At 67.0% G+C, this 25,263-nt stretch carries 24 protein-coding genes; 3 read left to right on the top strand and 21 right to left on the bottom strand.

The annotated features are described in order from the left end of the window. Nucleotides 1–11 precede the first annotated feature (11 nt). The 3 genes from inhA to ASE48_RS00960 all read right to left on the bottom strand — a co-directional run bounded on the left by inhA (nt 12) and on the right by ASE48_RS00960 (nt 2,584). Nucleotides 12–821 (bottom strand): NADH-dependent enoyl-ACP reductase InhA, encoded by an 810-nt coding sequence (gene inhA, locus ASE48_RS00970; RefSeq protein ID WP_057165130.1) that lies wholly within the window; start codon nt 819–821, stop codon nt 12–14. A gap of 19 nt (nt 822–840) precedes the next feature. Next, nucleotides 841–1,605 carry a 3-oxoacyl-ACP reductase FabG1 gene (gene fabG1 / locus ASE48_RS00965; RefSeq protein WP_057165129.1) on the bottom strand — a complete coding sequence of 255 codons (765 nt, stop codon included), beginning with the start codon at nt 1,603–1,605 and terminating at the stop codon, nt 841–843. A gap of 76 nt (nt 1,606–1,681) precedes the next feature. Beyond that, nucleotides 1,682–2,584: an AraC family transcriptional regulator gene (locus tag ASE48_RS00960; RefSeq protein WP_057165128.1), complete on the bottom strand. Its 903-nt coding sequence runs from the start codon at nt 2,582–2,584 to the stop codon at nt 1,682–1,684. A 120-nt stretch (nt 2,585–2,704) separates the two neighbouring features. Between ASE48_RS00960 and ASE48_RS00955 the strand changes: the two genes are divergently transcribed. After that, nucleotides 2,705–3,787: an aldo/keto reductase gene (locus ASE48_RS00955; RefSeq protein WP_057165560.1), complete on the top strand. Its 1,083-nt coding sequence runs from the start codon at nt 2,705–2,707 to the stop codon at nt 3,785–3,787. Here the strand turns inward: ASE48_RS00955 and ASE48_RS00950 are convergent. The 6 genes from ASE48_RS00950 to ASE48_RS00925 form a co-directional block, all read right to left on the bottom strand. Then, nucleotides 3,784–4,791 carry a VWA domain-containing protein gene (locus ASE48_RS00950; RefSeq protein ID WP_057165127.1) on the bottom strand — a complete coding sequence of 336 codons (1,008 nt, stop codon included), beginning with the start codon at nt 4,789–4,791 and terminating at the stop codon, nt 3,784–3,786. The two genes, ASE48_RS00955 and ASE48_RS00950, sit on opposite strands and share 4 nt — an antisense overlap. Nucleotides 4,792–4,823: 32 nt before the next feature. After that, a complete protein-coding gene (locus ASE48_RS00945; RefSeq protein WP_057165126.1) occupies nt 4,824–5,774 on the bottom strand; it encodes a DUF58 domain-containing protein in 951 nt (316 codons plus the stop codon). After that, entirely contained in the window at nt 5,771–6,907 is a 1,137-nt protein-coding gene (gene moxR1 / locus ASE48_RS00940; protein WP_057165125.1) for a chaperone MoxR1, read from the bottom strand. Before moxR1 ends, ASE48_RS00945 begins: the two co-directional genes overlap by 4 nt. A 135-nt stretch (nt 6,908–7,042) precedes the next feature. Then, nucleotides 7,043–7,693, bottom strand: coding sequence for an NlpC/P60 family peptidoglycan endopeptidase RipB (ripB, locus tag ASE48_RS00935; protein ID WP_235570581.1), 651 nt, complete (start codon nt 7,691–7,693; stop codon nt 7,043–7,045). A gap of 85 nt (nt 7,694–7,778) precedes the next feature. Beyond that, nucleotides 7,779–9,218 carry an NlpC/P60 family peptidoglycan endopeptidase RipA gene (gene ripA, locus ASE48_RS00930; RefSeq protein WP_057165124.1) on the bottom strand — a complete coding sequence of 480 codons (1,440 nt, stop codon included), beginning with the start codon at nt 9,216–9,218 and terminating at the stop codon, nt 7,779–7,781. 214 nt (nt 9,219–9,432) lie between these two features. After that, nucleotides 9,433–9,966 (bottom strand): Rv1476 family membrane protein, encoded by a 534-nt coding sequence (locus ASE48_RS00925; protein WP_057165558.1) that lies wholly within the window; start codon nt 9,964–9,966, stop codon nt 9,433–9,435. 238 nt (nt 9,967–10,204) lie between these two features. Between ASE48_RS00925 and acnA the strand changes: the two genes are divergently transcribed. Both acnA and ASE48_RS00915 read left to right on the top strand, forming a co-directional pair. After that, nucleotides 10,205–13,021: an aconitate hydratase AcnA gene (acnA, locus tag ASE48_RS00920; RefSeq protein WP_057165123.1), complete on the top strand. Its 2,817-nt coding sequence runs from the start codon at nt 10,205–10,207 to the stop codon at nt 13,019–13,021. 40 nt (nt 13,022–13,061) lie between these two features. After that, nucleotides 13,062–13,637, top strand: a complete 576-nt coding sequence (locus ASE48_RS00915) for a TetR/AcrR family transcriptional regulator (RefSeq protein WP_057165122.1) — start codon at nt 13,062–13,064, stop codon at nt 13,635–13,637. On the opposite strand, the gene ASE48_RS33275 is transcribed toward ASE48_RS00915, so the two are convergent. From ASE48_RS33275 to ASE48_RS00860, 12 genes are all read right to left on the bottom strand, one after another. Then, on the bottom strand, nt 13,634–13,822 hold the full coding sequence (locus tag ASE48_RS33275) for a helix-turn-helix domain-containing protein (protein ID WP_082613960.1): 189 nt from the start codon (nt 13,820–13,822) through the stop codon (nt 13,634–13,636). The genes ASE48_RS00915 and ASE48_RS33275 overlap by 4 nt on opposite strands. Before the next feature lie 99 nt (nt 13,823–13,921). After that, nucleotides 13,922–15,550, bottom strand: a complete 1,629-nt coding sequence (locus ASE48_RS00910) for an ABC-F family ATP-binding cassette domain-containing protein (RefSeq protein WP_057165121.1) — start codon at nt 15,548–15,550, stop codon at nt 13,922–13,924. A gap of 21 nt (nt 15,551–15,571) precedes the next feature. Further along, entirely contained in the window at nt 15,572–16,417 is an 846-nt protein-coding gene (locus ASE48_RS00905; RefSeq protein WP_057165120.1) for an enoyl-CoA hydratase, read from the bottom strand. Nucleotides 16,418–16,430: 13 nt separating this feature from the next. Further along, entirely contained in the window at nt 16,431–16,784 is a 354-nt protein-coding gene (gene trxA / locus ASE48_RS00900) for a thioredoxin (RefSeq protein ID WP_057165119.1), read from the bottom strand. Nucleotides 16,785–16,835: 51 nt separating this feature from the next. Next, nucleotides 16,836–18,368, bottom strand: a complete 1,533-nt coding sequence (locus ASE48_RS33270; RefSeq protein ID WP_235570580.1) for a glycoside hydrolase family 16 protein — start codon at nt 18,366–18,368, stop codon at nt 16,836–16,838. Nucleotides 18,369–18,947: 579 nt separating this feature from the next. Then, entirely contained in the window at nt 18,948–19,304 is a 357-nt protein-coding gene (locus ASE48_RS00890) for a metal-sulfur cluster assembly factor (RefSeq protein ID WP_057165118.1), read from the bottom strand. Further along, nucleotides 19,301–19,759: a Fe-S cluster assembly sulfur transfer protein SufU gene (sufU, locus tag ASE48_RS00885; protein WP_057165117.1), complete on the bottom strand. Its 459-nt coding sequence runs from the start codon at nt 19,757–19,759 to the stop codon at nt 19,301–19,303. The genes ASE48_RS00890 and sufU overlap by 4 nt, the downstream gene beginning before the upstream one ends. Then, nucleotides 19,756–21,021 (bottom strand): cysteine desulfurase, encoded by a 1,266-nt coding sequence (locus ASE48_RS00880; protein WP_057165116.1) that lies wholly within the window; start codon nt 21,019–21,021, stop codon nt 19,756–19,758. Before ASE48_RS00880 ends, sufU begins: the two co-directional genes overlap by 4 nt. Before the next feature lie 30 nt (nt 21,022–21,051). Further along, on the bottom strand, nt 21,052–21,819 hold the full coding sequence (sufC, locus tag ASE48_RS00875; RefSeq protein WP_057165115.1) for a Fe-S cluster assembly ATPase SufC: 768 nt from the start codon (nt 21,817–21,819) through the stop codon (nt 21,052–21,054). Further along, the gene (sufD, locus tag ASE48_RS00870; protein ID WP_057165114.1) at nt 21,816–23,021 is read right to left on the bottom strand and encodes a Fe-S cluster assembly protein SufD; all 1,206 of its coding nucleotides are present in this window, start codon (nt 23,019–23,021) and stop codon (nt 21,816–21,818) included. Before sufD ends, sufC begins: the two co-directional genes overlap by 4 nt. Continuing rightward, a complete protein-coding gene (sufB, locus tag ASE48_RS00865; protein ID WP_057165113.1) occupies nt 23,021–24,451 on the bottom strand; it encodes a Fe-S cluster assembly protein SufB in 1,431 nt (476 codons plus the stop codon). The genes sufD and sufB overlap by 1 nt, the downstream gene beginning before the upstream one ends. After that, complete coding sequence (locus ASE48_RS00860) at nt 24,448–25,206, bottom strand: helix-turn-helix transcriptional regulator (protein WP_162264166.1); 759 nt, start codon at nt 25,204–25,206, stop codon at nt 24,448–24,450. Before ASE48_RS00860 ends, sufB begins: the two co-directional genes overlap by 4 nt. Nucleotides 25,207–25,263: the final 57 nt, after the last annotated feature.

The raw sequence follows: 25,263 nt of genomic DNA, 5'->3' as shown, positions 1-25,263 counted from the left end.
GTCCGACCCCGCTACAGCAGCTGGGTGTGGGCGCCGCCGTCGGCGTAGATGATGGTGCCGGTGGTGGCGGGCAGCCAGTCCGACAGCAGCGCGCAGACCGTCTTGGCGACCGGGGTCGGATCCTTCATGTTCCAGCCGACCGGTGCGCGCTGATCCCAGCCCTCTTCGAGCAGACGCATCTGATCGCCGGCCTCGGCACCCAGCGCGCCGCCGACGATGGCGCTCATGGCCAACGTCCGGATGGGCCCGGCGGCAACGAGATTGGAGCGCACCCCGAACGGTCCGGCTTCACGGGCAACGAAGCGGTTCACCGACTCCAGCGCGCTCTTGGCGACCGTCATCCAGTTGTAGGCCGGCATCGCCCGGGTGGGGTCGAAGTCCATGCCGACGATGCTGCCGCCGCTGTTGAGCACCGGAAGGGTCGCCTTGGCCAGCGAGGCATAGGAGTACGCCGAGATGTGAATGCCCTTGGCGACGTCCTCGTAAGGCGCGTCGAAGAACGGGTTGACACCCATGCCGGTCTGCGGCATGAACCCGATGGAGTGCACCACGCCGTCGAGCTTGTTGCCCTCGCCGATCACCTCGGTGACGCGGCCGGCCAGCGAGTCGAGGTGTTCGGAATTCTGCACATCGAGCTCGAGCAGCGGTGCCGGGTTGGGCAGCCGGTCGGCGATGCGCTGGATCAGCTTCATCCGGTCGAATCCGGTCAGCACCAGTTCCGCGCCGGCCTCCTGAGCCTGCTTGGCGATGTGGAACGCGATCGAACTGTCGGTGATGATCCCGGTGACCAGGATGCGTTTGCCTTCGAGAAAGCCAGTCATTGGTAAGTCCTTATCTCTTCTAGTGGCCCATGCCCATGCCGCCATCCACAGGGATGACCGCGCCGGCGATGTAGCTTGCGTCTTCGGAAGCAAGGAAGCTGACCGCTCCGGCCACTTCCTCGCCGGTGCCGACCCGCTTGGCGGGGATGAATTCCAGCGCACCCTCCTGGATGCGCTCGTCCAGCGCCCGGGTCATCTCGGTGTCGATGTAGCCGGGGGCGACGACGTTCGCGGTGACACCGGCCTTGGACAGCTCACGTGAGATGGACCGCGCCATGCCGATCAGACCGGCCTTGGCGGCGGCGTAGTTGGCCTGGTTGCCGATACCCCACATACCCGAGACCGAGCCGATGAAGATGATCCGGCCGAAACGCTTGCGCTGCATGCTGCGCGAGGCCCGCTGGGCCACCCGGAACGCGCCGGTGAGGTTGGCGTTGATGACGTTCTCGAAGCGCTCCTCGGTCATCCGGATGAGGAACGCGTCCTGCGAAATACCGGCGTTGGACACCAGCACCTCGACCGGGCCCTGGTGCTCCTCGACCTCTTTGAAGGCACGGTCGACGGCCGCGCTGTCGGTGACGTCACAGACGACGCCGAACAGTCCTTCGGGTGCACCGGAGCCGCGGTGGGTCACCGCGACCTTGTGCCCGTCGGCGGCCAGTCGCTGCGCGATGGCCAGACCGATCCCCCGGTTTCCACCGGTGACCAGCACCGAACGGGACACGAAGGGCGGACGGCCAACGGGCGCTGCGGCGGCACTTTCCGTGGCGGCAGTATCACTCATGACCGCCAACTTATCGTCTGACCGGCGCGGTCCCGAAATCGCATCGCCGCCGTGTCCACCCGGATGTGCGCCGAGTTCACGGAAGATGGACGGCGCTCACGCCGTGAGTGGCGTTCAGCCGCGCCGCGTCACGACCGGGTGGCGCGCCGAACATCCTGCGGTACTCCCGGCTGAACTGGGTGGGGCTGTCGTACCCGACGAGGTGCCCGACACCGGCGATGTCGCCGGGTTGCGCGACCAGCAGCGCCCGGGCCTCCTGCAGGCGGATGCGCTTCTGGAACTGCAGTGGGCTCATCTCGGTGACGGCGCGAAAATTCCGGTGGTACGCGGACGGACTCATCCCGGCCATCGCGGCGAGGTCGGCGATGCGCAACGGCTCGGCATAGTTCTCCCGGATCCAGCGAATCGTCCGGTTGATATAGGTCAATCCGCTTCCCGCCGAACCGATCTGGGCCACCACGCCGGCGTGTGGCCCGCGCAGCAGCCGCCACAGGATCTCCTGCTCGATCAGCGGGCCCAGCACGGCGGCGTCGGCGGGGTGCTCGAGCAGCCGCACCATCCGCAGCACCGCATCGAGCAGCTCCGGATCGGCGCAGCCGGTCGCCATGGCGGTCTGCGTGCCGGACCGCCGGGGCGCGCTGGTCTCGTGCAACAGCAGCTCCGCGATGGCCGGCGCCCGCAGCACCAATCCGACCGCCAGCGCCGGTGCCTGCGCACCGCAATCGATGAAATGTCCGCTGACCGGCAGTTGCGCGGTGACCACCAGGATCTCCCCGCCCCGGTACTCGACGACCCGGTCCCCCAGCAGCAGGCGCTTGCCGCCCCGCACCATCACCACGAGCAGCGGTTCGGTCAGTGAGTACTCCGGCGACGTGTCGGTCACGCTGGACACCAGCAGGCCGTCGATCGCCGTGGTCATATCCGGCCGGGCGTGCGCAGTGATGAGCGCTTCCAATTCGACCAGCGGACTGTCTGACACAGCCCGATGGTGTCAAAGACAGCAGGATCAGGCAAGAGCGCGGCAGGATCGGTCTACCCCGCCAAACGCCCGGACGGTTGCATGGGAGTGGTACATCCGAACATCTCCAAGGAGACCACCATGACACTGGACAACTACCTCACCCTCGGCCGTTCCGGCCTGCGCGTCAGCCCATTTGCACTGGGGGCCATGACCTTCGGGGAAGACGCCGGCGGCGCCGGCTGCAGCGTCGCCGAATCGGAGACCATCCTGGACGCCTACCTCGATCGCGGCGGGAACTTCGTGGACACCGCGAACTTCTACACCAACGGGCACTCGGAGAAGATCCTCGGCGACTACTTCCACCATCGCCCGCAGCGGCGCGATCGTGTGGTCCTGGCCACCAAGTTCTTCACCAACATGTCTCCCGGCGATCCGAACGGCGGGGGCGCCGGTCGACGCTCGATCATCGGCCAGCTCGAACAGAGCCTGCGCCGGCTTCGCACCGACCACATCGACCTCTACTGGCTGCACAACTGGGACCGGCACACCCCGATCGAGGAGACCATGCGCGCCCTCGACGACCTGGTGCGCGACGGCAAGATCCGCTACCTCGGGTTCTCCAACATCCCGTCCTGGGTCACCGCGCAGGCCCAGACGATGGCGGTACTGAAATCCTGGACCCCGCTGATCGCGCTGCAACTCGAATACTCGCTGCTGGCCCGCGATGTGGAGGGTGAGGCGGTGCCGCTGGCACTGGACCAGGACCTCGCGCTGGTGAGCTGGAGCCCGCTGCGCAACGGTTTCCTGTCCGGCAAGTACCGGCGCGGCCTGGACGTCGGTGATTCCGCGCGGGCCGCCTACGTGGGCGCACCCAGCGATGCCGAGTACGACGTCATCGACACCGTCACCGCCGTCGCAGAGGAGCTCGACACCACCGCCGCGGCGGTGGCGCTGGCCTGGCTACGGTCGCGGCCGGGCACGGTGATCCCGATCGTCGGCGCCCGGCGGCTGGCCCACCTGGAGGGCAATCTGGCCGGGCTGGACGTGCAGTTGCGCGCCGATCAGGTGCGCCGCCTCGATGAGGTGTCGGCCTTCGCGATGACCCACCACCCCGCCATCGAGGACTCGCTGCGGATGGCCCTGCAGTTCGCGGGCACCACGATCGACGGTGCGGCGAGCGGTGAGTATCCGCCACTGCAGGCCGGCACCGCCCGGTACTAGCCCGGCAGGCGACGGTTGATCAGCAGCGCCGCCAGGGCGGCCAACGCCAGCACCAGCGCACCGAGCCGCAGCCAGCCGACGCTGGCGTCGCCCTTGATGGTCTCGTAGCCGATCTGCTGCTGCAGCGAACTGAAGACCGCCTTGAGCTGTTCGAGGCTGGATGCGGTGAAGGCCTCGCCGCCGGAGAGGTCGGCGATCTTCTTGAGCATCTCGTCGTCGACGGGCACCGGCTGGCGCTGGTCGTTGATCTCCACGTAGCCGTACGGGGTGCCGAAGGACACCGTCGAGATGGGCACGCCCTGGTCCTTGGCGGTGCGGGCGGCGGTGTAGGCGCCCTTGGGGTTGTCCGGATTCGACGGCACGGTTTCCTTACCGTCGGACATCAGCACCACCCGCGCCGGCGGCGGTTCGTCGCCGCCGCCGATCACCGCACCGACGGTGGCGATCGCCTGCAGCGCGGTGAAGATGCCTTCACCGGTGGCGGTGCGATCGGCCAGCTGCAGCTTGTCGATGCCGTTCTTGGTGGCCTCGCGGTTGGTGGTCGGCGAGACCAGCACGGTGGCGGTGCCGGCGTAGGCGATCAGTCCGAGATTGATACCCGGGGTCAGCTGATCGGCGAACTGCTTGGCGGCCTCCTGGGCGGCGACCAGCCGGCTCGGGGCGACATCGGTGGCCCGCATCGACTGCGAGACGTCGATGACGAGCATCACCACGGCCCGGTTGCGCGGGATCCGCACATCGTTGGTCGGCCCGGCCATCGCCACGGTCAACAGCACCAGCGCGGACACCAGCAGGATCGCCGGCAGATGGCGCCACCGGGTGGGCTGCTTGGGCGCGACGGTCTCCAGCAGCTCCATGTTGGCGAAGCGCAGGATCCGCTTCTCGCGTGCCCGCTGGACCACGATGTAGAGGCCGACCAGTCCCAGTACAGCCAGCAGGAACAGGAAGAACCACTTGTGTTCGAAGCCCGACAGGCTCATCGGTCCGAGCAACGGCAAAGTCATGTGCAGCTTGTCATTTCAGTCTCGTAGTCTCGCTACCGGCCACCGGCCAGGGCGCCCCGGCGTCGGTTGGCCACGAAACGGACCACATCGGCGATCCAGTCCCGGTCGGTACGCAGGGTCAGCAGCGGCGCGCCACAGCGCCGCAGGGTACGGGCGACCTCGGCGCGGTGTGCCGCGGAGGCGCGCGCGAAATCGTCGCGCAACTTCTCGTCGATGGTGAACTCGCGGGTGACCCCGGTCTCGGTGTCCTGCAGGATCACATCACCGATATCGGGCAGTTCCACATCCCGCGGGTCGATGATCTCGATGCCGAGCACCTCGTGCCGCGCGGCGATGGCCCGCAGGGGCCGCATCCAGTCGATCGGGCCGAGGAAGTCGCTGATGACGACGGCCATGCCGCGCCGGCGTTCGGGACGGCGCAGTGCGTCGATGGTGGCGGCCAGGTCACCACGCACCCCGGGCGGTGCCTGCGGCGTGGTGGCGATGGCACGAAGGAGTTCCTGCTCGTGCAGCCGGCCCGAGAGCGCCGGGACCCGCCGCAGCGTGTCACCGTTGGAGATCAACGCACCGATCCGGTTGCCGCCGCCGCTGTTGAGGAACGTGATGGCCGCGGCCGCAGCCACCGCCAGATCGCGCTTCTCGCACCCGGTGGTCCCGAAGTCCAGACTGGCCGAGACGTCGACCACCAACCAGGTTTCCAGCTCGCGGTCGGCGATCATCTGCCGCACGTGTGGGTGGGTGGTCCGCGCGGTCACCGACCAGTCCATCCGGCGCACATCGTCGCCGGGCTGGTACATCCGCGACTCCCCCGGCTCCGACCCCGGACCGGGGATCAGGCCGAGGTGATCGCCATGCAACACCCCGTCGAGCTTGCGGCGCACTGTCAGCTCGAGCTTGCGCAGCGCCGCGGTCAGTGCAGGGTCGCGGATCTCACCACGCTTGAGCGAGGGCAGGTCGACCGCGCGACCGCCGGTGCTGGTCACCGACCGCCGGCCGCCGCGGCGGCAGGCACCCCGGGAGGCGCCGAATGACCCTGCTGCGGAATCGCATTCACCTGCGGCAGACCGACGGTCTGCATGATCCGGTTGATCACCGTCTCCGCGGAGACCTCGTCGGCCAGCGCGTCGTAGGTGAGCACCAGACGGTGACGCAGCACGTCCGGGATGACCTCGACGACATCCTGCGGGACGACGTAGTCACGCCCGCGCACCAGCGCCAGGGCGCGGGAGGCGGCGATGATGCCCAGCGAGGCACGCGGTGACGCGCCGTAGGCGATCCAGGACTTGGCGTCGGGCATACCGAACTTCTCCGGTTCGCGGGTCGCGGTGACGATGCGCACCACGTAGTCGACCAGCGCGTGGTGCACGAAGTTGTTCGCCGCGACCTCCTGCAGGCGCAGCAGATCCCCGGTGTTCAGGATCTGCTTGGGCTCAGGCGGTTTCACGCCCATCCGGTAGATGATCTCGCGCTCTTCCTCCGGCGACGGGTAGTCGACGTTGAGCTTGAACAGGAAGCGGTCGCGCTGCGCCTCGGGCAGCTGGTACACGCCCTCCTGCTCGATCGGGTTCTGGGTGGCCATCACCAGGAACGGGGACGGCAGCGGGAATGTCTTGCCGCCGATGGAGATCTTGCGCTCGGCCATGACCTCCAGCAGCGCGGACTGCACCTTGGCCGGGGCGCGGTTGATCTCGTCGGCGAGCAGGAAGTTGACGACGACGGGGCCGAGTTCGATGTCGAACGCCTCCTGGCCCTGCCGGTAGATGCGGGTACCGACGATGTCGGTGGGCACCAGGTCGGGGGTGAACTGAATGCGGGCGAAGGTGCCGCCGACCACCTTGGCGAAGGTCTCCACGGCGAGGGTTTTGGCCACACCGGGCACACCTTCGAGCAGGACGTGGCCCTTGGCGAGCAGACCGACCAGCATGCGTTCGAGCAGCTGATCCTGCCCGACGATGATGCGCTTGACCTCGAAGAGGGCCCGCTCAAGGGTGTGGACCTCGTTCTGCAGGTTCGCATTGGCGGGCGGTGCGCTCTGCGTGCCGGGCGGGTAACCCTGCGTCGGGGCCGGGCCTGCGTAGCCTCCGGCGCCCTGCGGCGGCCCACTCGGTGACGTCATCTAGCTTCCTCCCACGGTCGTTCGATACAAACTCGCTGGTATTCGCCGACGTCCACCGAGGCGGCGGGGCGTCCGCCGTCAACTATTCCAGGCAGTTCGGAATCCGTCGACGTCGCCCGCCCGTGCGGCGGGGCGTCAGGACTCGATGATACGAACCAGGTGCGGTGACATCCCGGCGGTGCGCAACGGGCTGACGGTCACCTTTTCGGCGCTGCCGGAGGCCTCCAGCATCTTCCCGCCGCCCAGATAGATGGCCACGTGCTGGCTGCCGCCGGGGCCCCAGAAGATGAGGTCGCCGCGCTTGGCCTGAGACGGCGCGATCGCGCGGCCGGTGTTGTACTGGTCGCCGGAGTACTTCGGGATCTGCACGCCGACGCCGGCGAAGGCGTACCGGGTGAAGCCCGAGCAGTCGTAGCCCATCTTCCCGGCGTCATAGTCCACGCCGGGGCCGGGGCCGGTCAGGGTGCCGCCGCCCCACGAGTAGGGCACCCCGATCTGGGACCCGCCGCGCCGGATGACGTATTCGATGGCGGCCGGACCGCGCACCCGGGCGCCGGTGGGCAGTCCGCCCGCGGCCGGTGTGGGCGCCAACCCGATGCTCTGCAGGAACTTCGAGCCCAGGCTCTGCGTGGTCTCCAGGGCGATCTTGCTCACCTGGAACGAGGCGTTCGCGATCGCGACCGGGTCGCCGGGCGCACCCGAACTCGGGTGGGCGGGCAGAGTCGGATCCCATTCCCCGGGAGCCGCGGCTGCCGGCACCGCGGCACCGAGCGCAATCGCCGCCACGACGGTCAGCGTGGCCAGCAGCCTGCTGAGGCGTGAGTTTCGAAAGTTCCTGGAAGCCTTCACGAACACAGAAATCCCAACGTTTTTAATACTCGATGTAGCGGACGGCGTGCGGGGTCATACCGCTGGTGCGCACCGGCGAGACCTTCACGTGCGAGCCGGTGTAGGGGGCCTCCAGCATCTGGTTGTTGCCGAGGTAGATGGCCACGTGCTGGCTGCCTCCCGGCCCCCAGAACAGCACATCGCCGCGGCGCATCTGCGATGTCGGGATCTTGCGGCCCATGTCGTACTGCGATCCCGAGTAGTGCGGCAACTTGATGCCCACCCCGGCGAAGGCGTAGAGCACCAGCCCCGAGCAGTCGAAACCGACTGTGCCGGAGCCCGAATCGATGCCGTTGCTCTTGCCTGCCGCATTTCCGCCGCCCCACGAGTAGGGCACACCGATCTGCGACATGGCGCGTTTGATGACGAACTCCGAGGCCGCCTGGCCGTGTACCCGCGGGATCGCACCGTTGGTGAATCCGGTTGGGGTGGGCAGGATGCCGAGCTTCTGCAGGAAGGTGCGGCCCATGTTCGCGGTCAACTGGGCCGAGGTCTGCATGATGCCGAGGATCGCGTTGATGATCGCGATGGGGTCACCGCTGACGAACGCACTCGGGATCGCGGGCAGGGTCAGGTCCCACTGGCTGGACTGCGCTCCGGGCGCCGCTCCGGGCTTGCGGTCCCAGTCCGCGGCGGCGGGGGTGGCCGCGGGTGCCGCGCCGGCACCCGGCGCTGCCGCCGCCGGCGCGGCGGCCGGTGCCTGGGCCGGACGCGCGGCGGCCAGTTTCGCCTGTGCCGCGCTGCGTTCGGCGCTCAGCCGGTCCAGCTCGGCCTGCTGCGAACCGAAGACCTTCTGCGCCTCGGTCAGGCTGGCCACCGCGGCGTCCTGGCTCGATTGCGCGGCGGCAGCGGCGTTGTCGGCGTCCTGCTTGGCCAGCCGGGCCGCGGACTCCCGGTTGACCTGATCGGTGCGGGCCCGCTGCAGATCGGACATCACCTGCTGCGAGCTGATGGCCATCGCCTGACCGGCCGCCGCCGTGCGCAGCGCGTCGGCCGGGTCGCTGGCGGTGAGGTAGGAGGCGGCGGGCCCGTTGACGTACGCGGCGACCGCGTAGGTGTCGAACCGCTTCTGCGCGTCGGCAATTGCCGCATTCGCATCGGCCACGCTGCGCTGGCTCGCGTCGACCTGCTGCTGTGCCGCGAGCGCGGCGTCGCGGGCGTCCTGCACCCCGACGAGCGCCTTGTTGACGCTCTCCTGCTGGCTCTGCACGGAGGCGCCCAGGTCCTGCAGTCGCTGGTTGGCATCGGCCACGGCGGCGACGAGGGCGGCCACGCCCTCGGGACCGACCGGCTCGGCGATCGCGACAGGCCCGGTGATCGGGCCGTTCGGGACAACGCTCGCGAACAGGATCCCCAACGACAACGGGACCGCGCAGACTCGCCCGTAATTCCGGGAGGCGGAGGCGCCAGGGGTGCGTCTCATTCGACTCAAGTCTCCTAGGGCTCAACGCGAACGGTGTTGGCACAACATCACTTGCGTGCCATGAGTCACAGGAATCACACCTGCATCACGAGCACTGTTTGCACCGTACGTCACATCACGCGCTAAAGAAACTTTAGTAACAAATTACATGAATGTAATTGAATCGAGCGTTATCGAATGGTGATATTCGAATTCGCGATCAAATGTTCGACGATTAGTCGGCAGGTCCGACGGGAGGCACGTCAGCAACGGCTTGCTTGGCACGAACCTGCAGCACGCGTGTGAATACCGCCGCCACCGCAACGCCGAGAACAACCACGATGGTAAACGGCATCCAGGGAAAGTCGGGACTCTGCAACTCCGCCACGAAATTCATCGACGATTGCACCGGATCCCCGGTTTTCGCCAGATCCTGACCGGCCTCCAGCGTGACCCGGTCAAATACCGGACTGAAGGTCCCCGCATAGGACGGACTGACGGCCAGCACCGTCGATCCCGGGTAGGCCGTACCCACCTCGGTGGCGATGTCGCGCAGCGGAGTGTCGATGGGCGGGTTGGTCTCGACGACGACGATCTTCAGGTCGATGCCGTCCTGGCCGGCCTCGGCGACCACCTGCCGCAGAGCGGCGATATCGGTACCCGCGGGCGCACTCACTCCGCCATCGCCGACCTGCGCCTTGACCACAGTCATGTCCACGTCGGGCGGAATGTAGCCCGGCAGGTGCGGGAGTTCGTGCGGTCCGGTCACACAGGCACCGTACCGTCGCCCCAACCGCAGGGCCGCACCCGACTCACGGGTCGTCACCGCGAAGTGATTCCGGCGTGATCTACGTGCACATCCCACGATCTGGCCATCCGGGTCGCACCGGGCGGGCAACTGGAGAAGACTGGACCCGACCCGCAGCGCCTTGCAGGACAAGCGTACTGTTAGGATCATTGACGCCGTCGACACAGCCCGTCGCGGCAAGATCTAGCCGGGAGTTGATGTGAGCAGCACAGATTCGGTCAATTCGTTTGGAGCCCGCGACACGCTGACCGTCGGGGACAACAGTTATGAGATCTACCGCCTCGACGCGGTCCCCGGAACCGAGAAACTTCCCTACAGCCTCAAGGTGCTGGCCGAGAACCTGCTTCGCACCGAAGATGGCGCCAACATCACCAAGGAACACATCGAGGCGATCGCCAACTGGGATCCCTCCGCCGATCCGAGCATCGAGATCCAGTTCACCCCGGCCCGTGTGGTGATGCAGGACTTCACCGGCGTGCCCTGCGTCGTCGACCTGGCCACCATGCGTGAGGCCGTCGCCGCACTCGGCGGCGACCCGGACAAGGTGAACCCGCTGTCACCCGCCGAACTCGTGATCGACCACTCGGTGATCCTGGACGTATTCGGCAACGCCGGTGCCTTCGAGCGCAACGTCGAACTCGAATACGAGCGCAACGGTGAGCGCTACCAGTTCCTGCGTTGGGGCCAGGGTGCTTTCGATGACTTCAAGGTCGTGCCGCCCGGCACCGGCATCGTGCACCAGGTCAACATCGAGTACCTGGCGCCGACCGTCATGGTCCGCAACGGCAAGGCCTACCCGGACACCTGCGTCGGCACCGACAGCCACACCACCATGGTCAACGGCCTGGGCGTGCTGGGCTGGGGCGTCGGCGGCATCGAGGCCGAGGCCGCCATGCTCGGCCAGCCCGTCTCGATGCTCATCCCCCGCGTGGTCGGTTTCAAACTGACCGGCGAGATCAAGCCCGGCGTGACCGCCACCGACGTGGTGCTGACCGCCACCGACATGCTGCGCAAGCACGGCGTCGTCGGCAAGTTCGTCGAGTTCTACGGCAAGGGTGTGGCCGAGGTGCCGCTGGCCAACCGCGCCACCCTGGGCAACATGAGCCCCGAATTCGGTTCCACCGCAGCCATTTTCCCGATCGACGAAGAGACGATCAAGTACCTGCGACTCACCGGCCGCAGCGATGAGCAGCTCGCGCTGGTCGAGGCCTATGCCAAGGAGCAGGGCATGTGGCACGACCCGGAGAAGGAGCCCGTCTTCTCCGAGTACATCGAACTGGACCTGTCCACCGTGGTGCCGTCCATCTCGGGCCCCAAGCGCCCGCAGGACCGCATCGAGCTCACCGACGCCAAGACCGCGTTCCGCAAGGACATCCACAACTACGTCGAAGAGAACTACCCCACCCCCGAGTCCAAGCTGGACGAGGCGGTCGACGAGTCCTTCCCCGCCAGCGACTCGGTGTCACTGTCTTTCGCCGACGACGGTGCCGTCGATGCGCGGCCGTCCGCTGCCAACGGCAGCGAGGGCCGGCCGTCCAAGCCGGTGCAGGTGAGTTCCGCCGAGCGCGGTGACTTCGTCCTCGACCACGGCGCCGTCGTCGTCGCGGGCATCACGTCCTGCACCAACACCTCGAACCCCACCGTCATGATCGGCGCCGCGCTGCTGGCCAAGAAGGCCGTCGAGAAGGGTCTGACCTCCAAGCCGTGGGTGAAGACCAACATGGCGCCCGGCTCGCAGGTCGTCACCGACTACTACAACAAGGCCGGCCTGTGGCCGTACCTGGAGAAGCTCGGTTACTTCCTCGGTGGCTACGGCTGCACCACCTGCATCGGCAACACCGGCCCGCTGCCCGATGAGATCTCGGCGGCGATCAACGAGAACGACCTGTCGGTCACCGCGGTGCTCTCGGGCAACCGCAACTTCGAGGGCCGCATCTCCCCCGACGTGAAGATGAACTACCTGGCCTCGCCGCCACTGGTCATCGCCTACGGCATCGCCGGCACCATGGACTTCGACTTCGAGGCCGATCCGCTGGGCACCGATCACGACGGTAACGACGTCTTCCTCAAGGACATCTGGCCGACCGCCGCCGAGATCGAGGAGACCATCGCCTCCTCGATCGACCGGAAGATGTTCGTCGACAGCTACGCCGATGTCTTCAAGGGTGACGAGCGCTGGCGTTCGCTGCCGACACCGGAGGGCAACACCTTCGAGTGGGACGACAAGTCCACCTATGTGCGTAAGCCTCCCTACTTCGACGGCATGCCCGCCGACCCGGAGCCGGTCAACGACATCACCGGCGCCAGAGTTCTTGCCCTGCTGGGTGATTCGGTGACCACCGACCACATCAGCCCAGCCGGTGCCATCAAGCCGGGCACCCCGGCGGCGCAGTACCTGGACTCGCACGGCGTGGAGCGCAAGGACTACAACTCACTGGGCTCACGCCGTGGCAACCACGAGGTGATGATCCGCGGCACCTTCGCCAACATCCGGCTGAAGAATCAGCTGCTCGACGATGTGTCGGGCGGCTACACCCGCGACTTCACCCAGGAGGGTGGCCCGCAGGCGTTCATCTACGACGCGTCGGAGAACTACCAGGCCGCGGGCATCCCGCTGGTGGTGCTGGGCGGCAAGGAGTACGGATCGGGCTCCTCGCGGGACTGGGCGGCCAAGGGCACCAGCCTGCTGGGTGTGCGTGCGGTGATCACCGAATCCTTCGAGCGCATCCACCGGTCGAACCTGATCGGTATGGGCGTCATCCCGCTGCAGTTCCCCGCCGGTGAGTCGGCGGCCTCGCTGAAGCTGGACGGCACCGAGACCTTCGACATCGCCGGGATCACCGCGCTCAACGAGGGCAAGACGCCGAAGACGGTCAAGGTGACCGCCACGAAGGAAGACGGCAACAAGGTGGAGTTCGACGCCGTGGTGCGCATCGACACCCCCGGCGAGGCGGACTACTACCGCAACGGCGGCATCCTGCAGTACGTGCTGCGCAACATGCTCAAAGCGAACTAGGCAAAGGCAGGACTCGGGACATAAGGGCAACGGGTACACCGTGCCACGGGTAACCGACGACCATCTGGCCGCCCGCCGCCGCCAGATCCTCGACGGCGCCCGGCGCTGCTTCGCCGAGTACGGATACGAGAAGGCGACCGTGCGGCGGCTCGAACACACCATCGGGCTGTCGCGCGGCGCCATCTTCCATCACTTCCGTGACAAGGACACGCTGTTCTTCGAACTGGCCCGCGAGGATGCCGAGCGGATGGCGGACGTCGCCGCCCGCGAAGGTCTGATCCAGGTGATGCGTGACCTGCTGGCCGCGCCCGACCAGTTCGACTGGTTGGTCACGCGGCTGGAAATCGCCCGCAAACTGCGCAATGACCCTGCGTTCCATCAGGGTTGGGCGGAGCGTTCGGCCGAGTTGTCGGCGGCGACCACCGAACGCCTGCGCAAACAAAAGCAGGCCGGCCGCCTGCGGGATGATGTGCCGGGCGCTGTGCTGCAGACCTATCTGGATCTGGTCCTCGATGGTCTGGTGGCGCGGCTTGCCTCGGGCGAGGACACCGAAAACCTCAGCGCGGTACTGGACCTCGTCGAGGCTTCGGTGCGACACCCCGCCGGCGGCAGCTAACTGGCGCGACGGTGGTTCGGCCCACCGCGACTGCGCATTCTGGTTCCCGATTCGCGCAACATGCTGTGCACAGACCCATACGATCGACCGGTCTCGGCCACCAATGACCTGATACTGGCCCCCCGCTCGTAAGCGCTGCGCAGCTCGGTCAAGATCTGCTCACGGGACCTACTGGTTTCATTCATCGACATCTCCCCACTTCCCGGTGCAACGTCGCGGATACCCAGACTAGGAACCGAGCAAACACCGCGTGGAGGAACGCGCGAATTGTCTTGCAGCCAGCCCTATGCCAGCTCGATGAGATCCCGGTACTCGGTGGACCAGAAATCCTCTGTGCCGTCGGGCAGCAACACCACCCGCTGCGGATCCAGCGCCTCGGCGGCGCCCGGGTCGTGGGTCACCAGCACCACCGCGCCCTGGTAACTGCGCAACGCGTCGAGCACCTGCTCGCGTGAGGCCGGATCCAGGTTGTTGGTGGGTTCGTCGAGCAGCAACACGTTGGCAGTTGACGCCACCAATCCCGCCAGCGCCAGACGGGTCTTCTCACCGCCGGACAGGGTGCCCGCCGGTTGGTCGAGCTGAGGGCCGGTGAACATGAACGCGCCCAACAGACCTCGCAGATCCTGCTCCCCGGTGTCGGGGGCCGCATGCCGGATGTTCTCCCAGACGGTGGCGTCGTTCTCCAAGGTGTCGTGCTCCTGGGCGAAGTACCCGATCTTGAGTCCGTGCCCCGGCTCCAGTGCCCCCGCGTCCGCGGATTCGGTTCCGGCCAGCAAGCGCAACAGGGTGGTCTTGCCGGCGCCGTTGAGTCCGAGCACCACAACCCGCGAGCCCCGGTCGATCGCCAGGTCGACCCCGGTGAAGATCTCCAGCGAACCGTAGGTTTTGGTCAGCCCCTTGGCCACCAGCGGGGTCTTTCCGCACGGCGCCGGGGTGGGAAACTTGATCCGGGCGACCTTGTCGGCCACCCGCTCAGCGTCGAGTTCGGCGATCATCCGCTCCGCACGGCGCAACATGTTCTGGGCCGCAACGGCTTTGGTGGCCTTGGCGCCCATCTTGGCGGCCTGGGTGCGCAGCGCGGAGGCCTTCTTCTCGGCGTTGGCGCGCTCCCGGCGGCGGCGTTGCTCATCGGTGGCGCGGGCGTCGAGGTACTTCTGCCAGCCCATGTTGTAGACGTCGGCCTCACCGCGCACCGCGTCCAGGAACCAGACCCGGTTCACGACATCGGCGAGCAGCTCGACATCGTGGCTGATCACCACCAGCCCACCGGTGTGGTTCTGCAGGAATGAGCGCAACCACCCGATCGAATCGGCGTCGAGGTGGTTGGTCGGCTCGTCGAGCAGCAGGGTGGTGGCCGAACCGGATCCCGTGTCGCTGGCGGCGAACAGGATGCGCGACAGTTCCACCCGGCGGCGCTGACCACCGGACAGGGTGCGCAGCGGCTGGGTCAGCACGCGGTCCGGCAGCCCCAGGCTGGCACAGATGCGGCCGGCCTCGCTCTCGGCGGCGTACCCGCCGAGTGCGGAGAACCGCTCCTCCAGCTCGCCGTAGCGGCGCACCGCCTTGTCGCGGGCGGCGTCATCGGCGACCTCGGCCATCAGCGTCTGTTGTTTCTCCAGATCCGACAGCAGGGTGTCCAGCCCCCGCGCGGAGAGCACCCGGTCGCGGGCCAGCACGTCGAGGTCGCCCTCACGCGGGTCCTGCGGCAGGTAGCCGATGTCACCGATGGTGTCCACCGAGCCGGCGTAGGGCTCGCCCTCGCCGGCCAGGATGCGCATCGTGGTGGTCTTGCCCGCGCCGTTGCGGCCCACCAGGCCGATCCGGTCACCGGGCTGGATCCGCAGCGCGGAGCCCTCGATGGACAGCAGTGTGCGCGCCCCGGCGCGGACCTCCAGGTCCGTTGCGGTGATCACGCAACTACCTCCTCATGTTGACTACTTGCCGTCGGTACCCCGGTCGTCAGAAAAGACCGGCGACCGCTTATCTTTGCGCGCAGCGACCGCTTCTTCAAAGTTGGCGGTGAGTAGACGCACGTAGAGCTGACCGAGGCCCTCGGCCTGCATATGGCCCTCCAGGCTACCGGCGTCCAGTCCACTCCACAGCGTGCGTTTGGTCAATTCGACTCCCGGCCGGGAGAACGCCGCGATGCCCCTGGCCATCTCCAGGCACCGCGACAACAGCTCGTCCTCGGGGGCCACGCTGGAGACCAGCCCGATGCGCTCGGCCTCGATCGCATCGACGTCGCGGCCGGTGAGCATGATCTCGAAGGCGCGCGACGCACCGATCGCGCGGGGCAGCAGATAGGACAGGCCCAGCTCGCTGGCGGTCAGTCCGTTGTTGATGCCTGCCGCACGAAAATACGCTCCAGCTGCGGCGACGCGGATATCGCAGGCCAGGGCCAGGCACAGCCCGCCACCGATGGCCGCACCGTTGACGGCGGCGATCACCGGCTGATGGAGCCGGCGCAGGCCGAGGATGACGTCGTCGAGGACCTCCATGGAGCGCAGCGCGAACGACGGCCGGGTCAGGCCCCCCACGTGCGGCACCGAACCCGCCGATTTGTGGTCGGCACCCGAGGAGAACCCGCGGCCGGCGCCGGTCAGCACCACGACCCGCACCTCGTTGTCATGGTGCAGATCGCCGATCACCGCCCGCAGTGGAACCATGACGTCGAACGCCATGGAGTTCATCCGTTCGGGCCGGTTCAGGGTGACCAACGCCACGCCGGGCTCGGGACGGTCGACGACGACGAACTCGCTGTGCTCAGCCACGCCGAGCACGTTAGCGCGCGGGTCAGTTCTCCTGCGACGCGACGGCCGCCTCGATGTCGAACTCCTTGATCTTGGTGATCAGTTCTTCGAGCTGCGCGGGGCCCAGCGCACCGGACTGGCGGAACACCTGATGGCCCTTCTTGAACGCCATCAGCGTCGGGATCGCCTGGATCTCGGCGGCCTGAGCCAACTCCGGCTCGGCCTCGGTGTCGACCTTGGCGTGCACGACGTCGGGATGCTTGTCCGCGGACGCGCCGAACGTCGGCGCGAAGGCACGACAGGGACCGCACCACGACGCCCAGAAGTCGACGAGGACGATGTCGTTGTCGTCGACGATCGCCTTGAATTCAGCTGCGGTGATGTCCTGTGTAGTCACGTTCTTCCTAACGTCTCGGCTGCTCTACAGATTCCCAGTATGTCCCCGGGACTAACCGACACCGGCCAACGAGTAGACCCGGACCCAGTCCACCCTCATGGCCTGCGGGAACTGCGAGGCCGAATCCGGATCGCCGGTCCACGGATTGCCCACCGCGGTGTTCAGGATCAGATAGTGCGACCAGGCCCCGGAGAACGGCGTCCAGTCACCGCCGAGCGCCTCGTACTGCGCCTTGGTGACCCGTCCCGTCTCGACGCCGTCCACATGCCAGATGATGCGGTCCGGATACCAGTCGATGCCGTAGTCGTGGAAGCCGGCGGACAGATCGACGCCCAGGTCTGCTCCGACGGTGTGCAGTTTGACGTCGACGGTGTTGTCCGCAGCCGCCGGGCCGTGGATGTTGCCCGTCCACTTGGTGCGCCCCTCGTCATCCCGGAAACCCGGGTATTCGACGATGTCGATCTCACCCTGACGCGGCCAGTCGAACTCGTGACCGGGTTCCAGGCCGACCATCCAGAACGCCGGCAGGGTGCCCTGGGTGTAGGGCATCTGCAGGCGGGCGACGATGCGCACCGGCGGTTCCACCGACTGCTTGCCGTAGGTGACCACCCGCGCCGAGGTGTAGTTGTGCGGCGCCGGCGCACCGTCGGGGGCGGTCTCCCGGCGGACCTCGATGACCAGGTGGCCGTTGGCGTCGATGGACACATTGGAGAAATCGGGCGTGTAGAACTGGTTCTCCCCCGCGGACTGGCCCCATCGGCCGGTCTGCGTCGACCAGGCCTGCATCGCCTCGGCGATATCGGTGAAGTTGGTCTCCCACAGCAGCACCGGGCCACTGGATGTGGGCGGCGTTCCCCCGGGGTTCGGGGTCACCGGACCGGTCGGCGGTACCACCACCGGTTTCGCGGGGATCCCGAAGATGCGCTGCCGGACATCGCGCCACCAATTCTGCATCCCCTTGGGCAGCGTGAACCTGACGCCGACACGCGACAGGATGCCCTTGAGGACGCTGCCGATCGTCACCGGTTTGGCCGCAGCGACTGTCGCCTGTGCCGGCAAGGCCGCCGTCGGCGCGGTCACAGCCGTCAGGCTCGCCGCCGCCGCGGGAGTCACCGCGGGTTGTTCGTCCGCCTCGGAGACGGCCGTCTGGCTCCGGCGCTCCGGACGCGGTGGGCGGGTCTCGGCGAAGGTGCGACGCCGGTCGAACTCGTCGGCGCCGGGTGTGGCCACCCCCGGGGCCGACGGCACCGCGCCCGGCTGGCCGTCGGCGGGTGAGGCGTCGTCCGGTACCACCGCTTCCACCGCGACCGTGCGGGGTCCGGTGGGGGCGATCTCGGCGGTGCGGGCGCTGCGGCGACTTGTGATGGGCCGCCGGACTTCTCGCGGTGTGCGCGCCGCCGGCCCGGTCCGCACACGCTGGGGAGCACCGGTGACCGACGGGCGGTCCGGCGTCGTGGTTCCCGAGGAGGCAGACGATGTCGCGTCATCGGCCGCGGCAAGGGCCAGACCCTGACCGGATGCGACGGCGGCACCGAGGCCGGCCGCCATGATTCCGGTCCCCAGCCAGTACCGATAGGCGGTCATATCCGTCACCCCATTCGATCCGTTACGGCAGCCGACAGACAAATAGACGGACCGTGCGGGGTCGACGAATACGCGCAGGCAAATACAACTGACCCAATAACCAGAGGACTGCGCAAACTCGACCTGACACCCGACGTGCCGCATACAGCAGGCGACGTTCACGGGAACCCGCGATGCCGCCTTGGAATCGTTTGAACCAGTATATATTTGATGAATCCCACACCGGATCACCGATGCAGCTCGAACAGTAATCGAGACTGATCGAGTTGGCGAGCTAAATCAACATATTGCAATGTCAAGAAATGCAAAGGACGTGAGCAATTGAATTCAATACCTTAATGGCGATATCGCGGCACGAAATGCAAGTCGTAACGGATCGCGCGTCGGTGAACCTCAATTCACCGAACTGCCCACCCTGAAGTCGCGGTTTACCGTGCAGCGCTTAAATGGCGTCGTGAGACGGCAATTTGCTGAAAACGCAAAGAGCGACATTTGCGCACAGCGCCACTGACGGCCGATAACCCGAATCGGGTCAGCCGGGAATGCCGGCACCACGACGCCGGCCGAAGGAAGGACCTATCAGACGGTGAAACCGAGCGCGCGCAGCTGCTCGCGGCCGTCGTCGGTGATCTTGTCCGGACCCCACGGCGGGTTCCACACCCAGTTCAGCTTGATCTCGTTGACCAGGCCGGCACCGATCAGCGCGGTGCGGGTCTGGTCCTCGATCACGTCGGTGAGCGGGCAGGCCGCCGACGTGAGCGTCATATCGATGAGCGCGACGGTGCCCGCCTCGCCCTCTTCCAGGTTCATGCCGTACACCAGGCCGAGGTCGACGACGTTGATGCCGAGTTCGGGGTCCACCACGTCACGCATGGCCTCCTCGACATCGGCGAGCAGTTCCTCATTCGCGGGATCGGTATTGACGGTGTCGCTCATCGTTTGTCCTCCACATCATGGCTGGCCTCGGCCAGAGCAGCCTTGAAGGCCGTCCAGCCGAGCAGGGCACATTTCACCCGCGCGGGGTACTTCGCCACACCGGCGAAGGCAATACCGTCGCCGATGACATCCTCATCCCCCTCAACGTTCCCACGCGAGGAGATCATCTCGGTGAACGCCGCCACCGTCTTGAGCGCATCGCCGACACTCTGCCCGATGACCTGGTCGGTGAGCACCGAGGTGGCGGCCTGGCTGATCGAACAGCCCTGGCCGTCATAGGAGATGTCCTCGACCGTCTCGCCGTCGGCGGACAGCGCCACCCGCAGGGTCACCTCGTCACCGCAGGTGGGATTGACGTGGTGCACCTCGGCGCCGAACGGCTCCCGCAGCCCGCGGTGATGCGGGTGCTTGTAATGGTCCAGGATCACTTCCTGGTACATCTGTTCCATTCTCATCGGGCGAAGAACTCCACGGCTCTCTTCACCCCGGCCACCAACCGGTCCACCTCGTCGAGCGTGTTGTACACCGCGAAGGACGCACGTGCGGTGGCGCTGATGCCGAACCGGCGGTGCAGCGGGGCCGCGCAGTGATGGCCGACCCGCACCGCGACGCCCTCGTCATCGAGCACCTGGCCGACATCGTGGGCGTGCACACCGTCGAGCACGAAGCTCACCGGGGAGGCACGCCGCTCGGTGGTCTGCGGGCCGATGATCCGGACCTGCGGCACCTCGGCGAGCCCGGCCAGCGCGGCAGCCACCAGCGTCTGCTCGTGGGCCTGCACGGCGGGCATGCCGATCGCACTCAGATACCGTGCGGCCGCGGCCAGTCCGACCACCTGCGAGGTCATCGGAGTACCCGCTTCGAATCGCTGCGGTGCGGGCGCGAAGGTCGTCGCCTCCATGGTGACGGTCTCGATCATGGACCCACCCGTGATGAACGGCGGCAGCGCGTTCAGCAGCTCACGCCGGCCGTAGAGCGCGCCGATCCCCGTCGGGCCGAGCATCTTGTGCCCGGAGAACGCGGCGAAATCGACTCCGAGAGCGTGGAAGTCGATCGGCTGGTGCGGCACCGACTGGCAGGCGTCCAGCAGGGTGAGCGCGCCGACCGCCTTGGCCCGGGCCACCAGTTCGTCCACCGGCGCCAGTGCGCCGGTCACGTTCGAATGATGGGTGAACGCCACGATCTTGACCCGCTCGTCGAGCTCGAGCGAATCCAGGTCGATGCGCCCGTCCTCGGTGACGCCGTACCACTTGAGTGTGGCGCCGGTGCGCCGCGCCAGTTCCTGCCACGGCACCAGGTTGGCGTGATGCTCCAGTTCGGTGGTGACGATGACGTCACCGGGACCGACCGCACCCTCGAAGCGGTTGTCCCCCAGCGCGTAGGCCACCAGGTTGATCGCCTCGGTGGCGTTCTTGGTGAACACCAGCTCGTCGACATCCGCGCCGACGAAGGCCGCGATGTCCGCACGGCCCTGCTCGTAGGCGTCGGTGGATTCCTCCATCAACTGGTGTGCACCGCGGTGCACCGCACCGTTGGAGGTGGTCAGGAACGCCCGCTCGGCATCCAGCACCGCCAGCGGTTTCTGCGATGTCGCACCGGAATCCAGATATGCCAACTGACACCCGCCGCGCATCACCCGGTTCAGGATGGGGAAATCGGCCCGGATACGGGCAATCCCCTCCAGATCCAGTGCGCGGTCGACGGATGTCGTTGTCATGGTCGGGCTCCTCCTACGCGGTGGATGTGGCTAGGTTGATGCAGCCTGGGTGAAACGCTCGTAGCCGTTCTCTTCGAGCTGATCGGCGAGCTCGGGCCCACCCGACTCGATGATCCGGCCGTCGAAGAACACGTGCACGAACTGCGGGCGGATGTAGCGCAGGATCCGGGTGTAGTGCGTGATCAGCAGCAGGCCACCGTTCTCGGCCTCGGCGTAGCGGTTCACGCCCTCGCTGACGATGCGCAGCGCGTCCACGTCGAGCCCGGAATCGGTCTCGTCGAGGATGGCAATCTTCGGCTTGAGCAGCGACAGCTGCAGGATCTCGTGGCGCTTCTTCTCACCACCGGAGAAGCCCTCGTTGACGCTGCGCTCGCTGAACGTCGGATCGATGTCGAGGTCGGTCATCGCACCCTTGACCTCCTTGACCCAGTGCCGCAGCTTCGGGGCCTCGCCGCGTACCGCGGTGGCCGCGGTCCGCAGGAAGTTCGACATGGACACACCGGGGACCTCGACCGGGTACTGCATGGCCAGGAACAGGCCGGCACGTGCCCGCTCGTCGACGCTCATCTCGAGCACATCGGCACCGTCGATGGTGATCGAGCCGGAAGTGACCTTGTACTTCGGGTGGCCGGCGATCGCATAGGACAGCGTGGACTTGCCGGACCCGTTGGGGCCCATCACCGCGTGGGTCTCCCCCGACTTCACGGTCAGGTTGACGCCCTTGAGGATGGGAATGTCGTCGCCACCTTCAGGATTGGCGACGGAGACGTGCAGGTCTTTGACTTCGAGCGTGGTCATTCTTGGGTCGCTTTCGATTCCGTGATGGCTAGTTCTCGTTCGATGGCTTCGGTCAGGCGCTCGCGCACGGCGGGCACGGCGATCTTGGCGATGATCTCGCCGAAGAAGCCGCGGACCACCAGGCGGCGGGCCGCCTCCTCGGGAATGCCCCGGGCACGCAGATAGAACAGCTGCTCGTCATCGAAACGGCCGGTGGCACTGGCGTGTCCGGCACCGGCGATCTCACCGGTCTCGATCTCCAGGTTGGGCACCGAGTCGGCGCGGGCGCCGTCGGTGAGCACCAGGTTGCGGTTCGCCTCGTAGGTGTCGGTGCCGGTGGCCTCGGCGCGGATCAACACATCACCGATCCACACGGTGTGCGCATCCGGCTTGTCGGAGGTCGGATCACCTTGCAGCGCACCCTTGTAGAGCACATCGGACTTGCAGTTCGGTACCGCATGGTCGACGAGCAACCGGGACTCGAAGTGCTGGCCGTCGTCGGCGAAGTAAGTGCCCAGCAGCTGAGCCTCGCCGCCCTGGGCGGTGAATCGCACGGTGGCCGTGGTGCGCACCACATCGCCACCGAGGGTGACGTTGACATGGCCGAGCACCGAATCCTTGCCCAGGCGGGCATGGTGCGAGCTGACGTGCACCATGTCATCGGCCCAGTCGGCGATCCAGATGACGCCGAGTCCGGCCGAATCGCCGACGATGATCTCGACGTTGTCGGCGTAGGTGCCGCTGCCGCGCAGGTCGACCACCACGATCGCCCGGGACAACTCTTCCACCCGGATCTGCAGGTGCCCGTAGGCGACGTTGCCCTCGCCGGGGCCGGTGACGACGATCTCGATGGGCTCGCCGACCTCGGTGTCGCGGGCCACGGTGACCACGGTCGCATTGCCGAACGACGAGTACGCCTGGGCGGCAACGCGGTCGGAGGGGACACCGCCCTGGCCGAGTCGCGGATCGTCGCGCTGGACGGTCTCCACGGTCACGCCGGGGCGCTCGGTCACCTCGATCAGTGCGGAACCCGTGGCGGGCGCCGAACCGTCGTGCAGGCCACGCAGGCGCTTGAGCGGTGTGAACCGCCACAGCTCATCACGGCCGCCGGGCACCTCGAACGCGTCGACATCGAACGAGGCGAACTGCTCGCCCTTGTTGGTGTTGAGAGCCGAACCGGATTTGCGGCCGCCTTCGACCGCGGATGTCAGATCCTGAACCACTATCCGACCGCACCTTCCATCTGGAGTTCGATCAGCCGGTTGAGTTCCAGCGCGTACTCCATCGGGAGTTCCTTGGCGATGGGCTCGACGAAGCCACGCACCACCATGGCCATCGCCTCGTCCTCGGTCATGCCGCGGCTCATCAGGTAGAACATCTGGTCCTCGCTGACCTTCGACACGGTGGCCTCATGGCCCATCGTGACGTCGTCCTCGCGGATGTCGACGTAGGGGTAGGTGTCGCTGCGGCTGATCGTATCGACCAGCAGCGCATCGCATTTCACGCTCGACTTCGAGCCGTGCGCGCCCTTGTTGACCTGAACCAGGCCGCGGTAGGAGGCACGGCCACCGCCGCGCGCCACCGACTTGGACACGATGTTGCTCGAGGTGTTCGGGGCCAGGTGCAGCATCTTGGCGCCGGTGTCCTGGTGCTGACCCTCGCCGGCGAACGCCACCGAGAGCACCTCACCCTTGGCGTACTCACCGGTCATCCACACCGCCGGGTACTTCATCGTCACCTTGGACCCGATGTTGCCGTCGACCCACTCCATGGTGGCGCCGGCCTCGGCACGGGCCCGCTTGGTGACCAGGTTGTAGACGTTGTTCGACCAGTTCTGGATGGTCGTGTACCGCACCCGGGCACCGGGCTTGACCACGATCTCGACGACCGCGGAGTGCAGCGAGTCGGACTTGTAGATCGGCGCCGTGCAGCCCTCGACATAGTGCACGTAGGAGCCCTCGTCGGCGATGATCAGGGTGCGCTCGAACTGGCCCATGTTCTCGGTGTTGATCCGGAAGTAGGCCTGCAACGGGATGTCGACGTGCACGCCCGGCGGCACGTAGATGAACGACCCGCCCGACCACACCGCGGTGTTCAGCGCGGAGAACTTGTTGTCCCCGGCCGGAATCACGGTGCCGAAGTACTTCTTGAACAGCTCGGGATGCTCGCGCAGACCGGAGTCGGTGTCCAGGAAGATGACGCCCTGCGCCTCCAGATCCTCACGGATCGAGTGGTAGACCACCTCGGACTCGTACTGGGCCGCGACACCGGAGACCAGGCGCTGCTTCTCCGCCTCCGGGATGCCGAGCTTGTCGTAGGTGTTCTTGATGTCGGCAGGCAGGTCGTCCCAGGTGGCGGCCTGCTTCTCGCTGGAGCGCACGAAGTACTTGATGTTGTCGAAGAAGATGCCGTCCAGGTCGGAACCCCAGTTGGGCATCGGCTTCTTGTCGAAGGTGCGCAGCGCCTTGAGCCGGACGTCGAGCATCCACTCGGGCTCGCTCTTCTTCGACGAGATGTCGCGCACGACAGCCTCGTTCAGGCCGCGCTGAGCACTGGCGCCGGCGACGTCGGAATCCGACCAGCCATAGCCGTACTTACCCAGGGACGCGATGGTCTCTTCCTGGGTCAGCGGGGTCTCCGGGGTGAGGGTCATGGCGACACTCCTTGTGTGGTGGTGGATTCGGCGCGGGCTGTGGGCCGAACAGGTAAGGACTTGTCAGGTCCCAGTGGAACGTGGGTGGTGCAGGCGAAATCGCCGTTGACGATGGTGGCCAGCCGCTGCACGTGCGTGCCCAGGATCGCGGCGAACGCCTCTTGTTCAGCGTCACACAGCTCGGGAAATTCCTCGGCGACATGTGATACCGGGCAGTGATGCTGGCAGATCTGCACACCGGACAATGGACCGGCCACCGGTGTGGTGGTGGTCGCGTAGCCGGCGTCGGTCAGTGCGGTGGCCATCTGATCTGCGGTCTGTTCGACCGCGTCCGGATCGCTCACCTCGGGGATCCCCGCCAGGATGGTGTCGATGCGACGACGGGCGAAGGTGCGCACCGCGTCGTCGCCGCCGATCTCACGCAACTGGCGCATCGCCGCCGCCGCCAGGTCGTCATAGGCATGCGAGAGCTTCGCGCGACCGGCCGCGGTCAGGCGGTACCGCTTGGCGGGCCTGCCCCGGCCGTTGTGCTGCCAGGCCGCGGCGGCGCTGGCCTGCGCGTCACCTGCCTCGATCAACGCGTCGAGGTGGCGGCGGATACCGGCCGCCGAGATGCCGAGGCGCTGGCCGATGTCACCTGCGGTGACCGGGCCTTCCAGCAGCAACTGGACGATCGCGCTGCGGGTGTGACCGTCCGGGGACACCAAGGTGGGCGCGGTTGCCGCCGCGCCCGGTGCCTCCGGATTTAATTTCACAACACCATTGTGACGGAATTCGCCCTGGGGTTCCAGCAAGGTAACCCTAACCGCGAC

Source organism: Mycobacterium sp. Root265 (genome assembly GCF_001428895.1).
Lineage (GTDB): Bacteria > Actinomycetota > Actinomycetes > Mycobacteriales > Mycobacteriaceae > Mycobacterium.
This window is presented reverse-complemented; position numbering and strand designations above follow the sequence as displayed.

Coding starts and splice junctions, on each gene's coding strand:
- inhA (WP_057165130.1), bottom strand. CDS start 821: ATGACTGGCTTTCTCGAAGGCAAACGCATCCTGGTCACCGGGATCATC.
- fabG1 (WP_057165129.1), bottom strand. CDS start 1,605: ATGAGTGATACTGCCGCCACGGAAAGTGCCGCCGCAGCGCCCGTTGGC.
- ASE48_RS00955 (WP_057165560.1), top strand. CDS start 2,705: ATGACACTGGACAACTACCTCACCCTCGGCCGTTCCGGCCTGCGCGTC.
- ASE48_RS00950 (WP_057165127.1), bottom strand. CDS start 4,791: ATGACTTTGCCGTTGCTCGGACCGATGAGCCTGTCGGGCTTCGAACAC.
- moxR1 (WP_057165125.1), bottom strand. CDS start 6,907: ATGACGTCACCGAGTGGGCCGCCGCAGGGCGCCGGAGGCTACGCAGGC.
- ripA (WP_057165124.1), bottom strand. CDS start 9,218: ATGAGACGCACCCCTGGCGCCTCCGCCTCCCGGAATTACGGGCGAGTC.
- ASE48_RS33275 (WP_082613960.1), bottom strand. CDS start 13,822: ATGAATGAAACCAGTAGGTCCCGTGAGCAGATCTTGACCGAGCTGCGC.
- ASE48_RS33270 (WP_235570580.1), bottom strand. CDS start 18,368: ATGACCGCCTATCGGTACTGGCTGGGGACCGGAATCATGGCGGCCGGC.
- ASE48_RS00890 (WP_057165118.1), bottom strand. CDS start 19,304: ATGAGCGACACCGTCAATACCGATCCCGCGAATGAGGAACTGCTCGCC.
- sufU (WP_057165117.1), bottom strand. CDS start 19,759: ATGAGAATGGAACAGATGTACCAGGAAGTGATCCTGGACCATTACAAG.
- ASE48_RS00880 (WP_057165116.1), bottom strand. CDS start 21,021: ATGACAACGACATCCGTCGACCGCGCACTGGATCTGGAGGGGATTGCC.
- sufC (WP_057165115.1), bottom strand. CDS start 21,819: ATGACCACGCTCGAAGTCAAAGACCTGCACGTCTCCGTCGCCAATCCT.
- sufB (WP_057165113.1), bottom strand. CDS start 24,451: ATGACCCTCACCCCGGAGACCCCGCTGACCCAGGAAGAGACCATCGCG.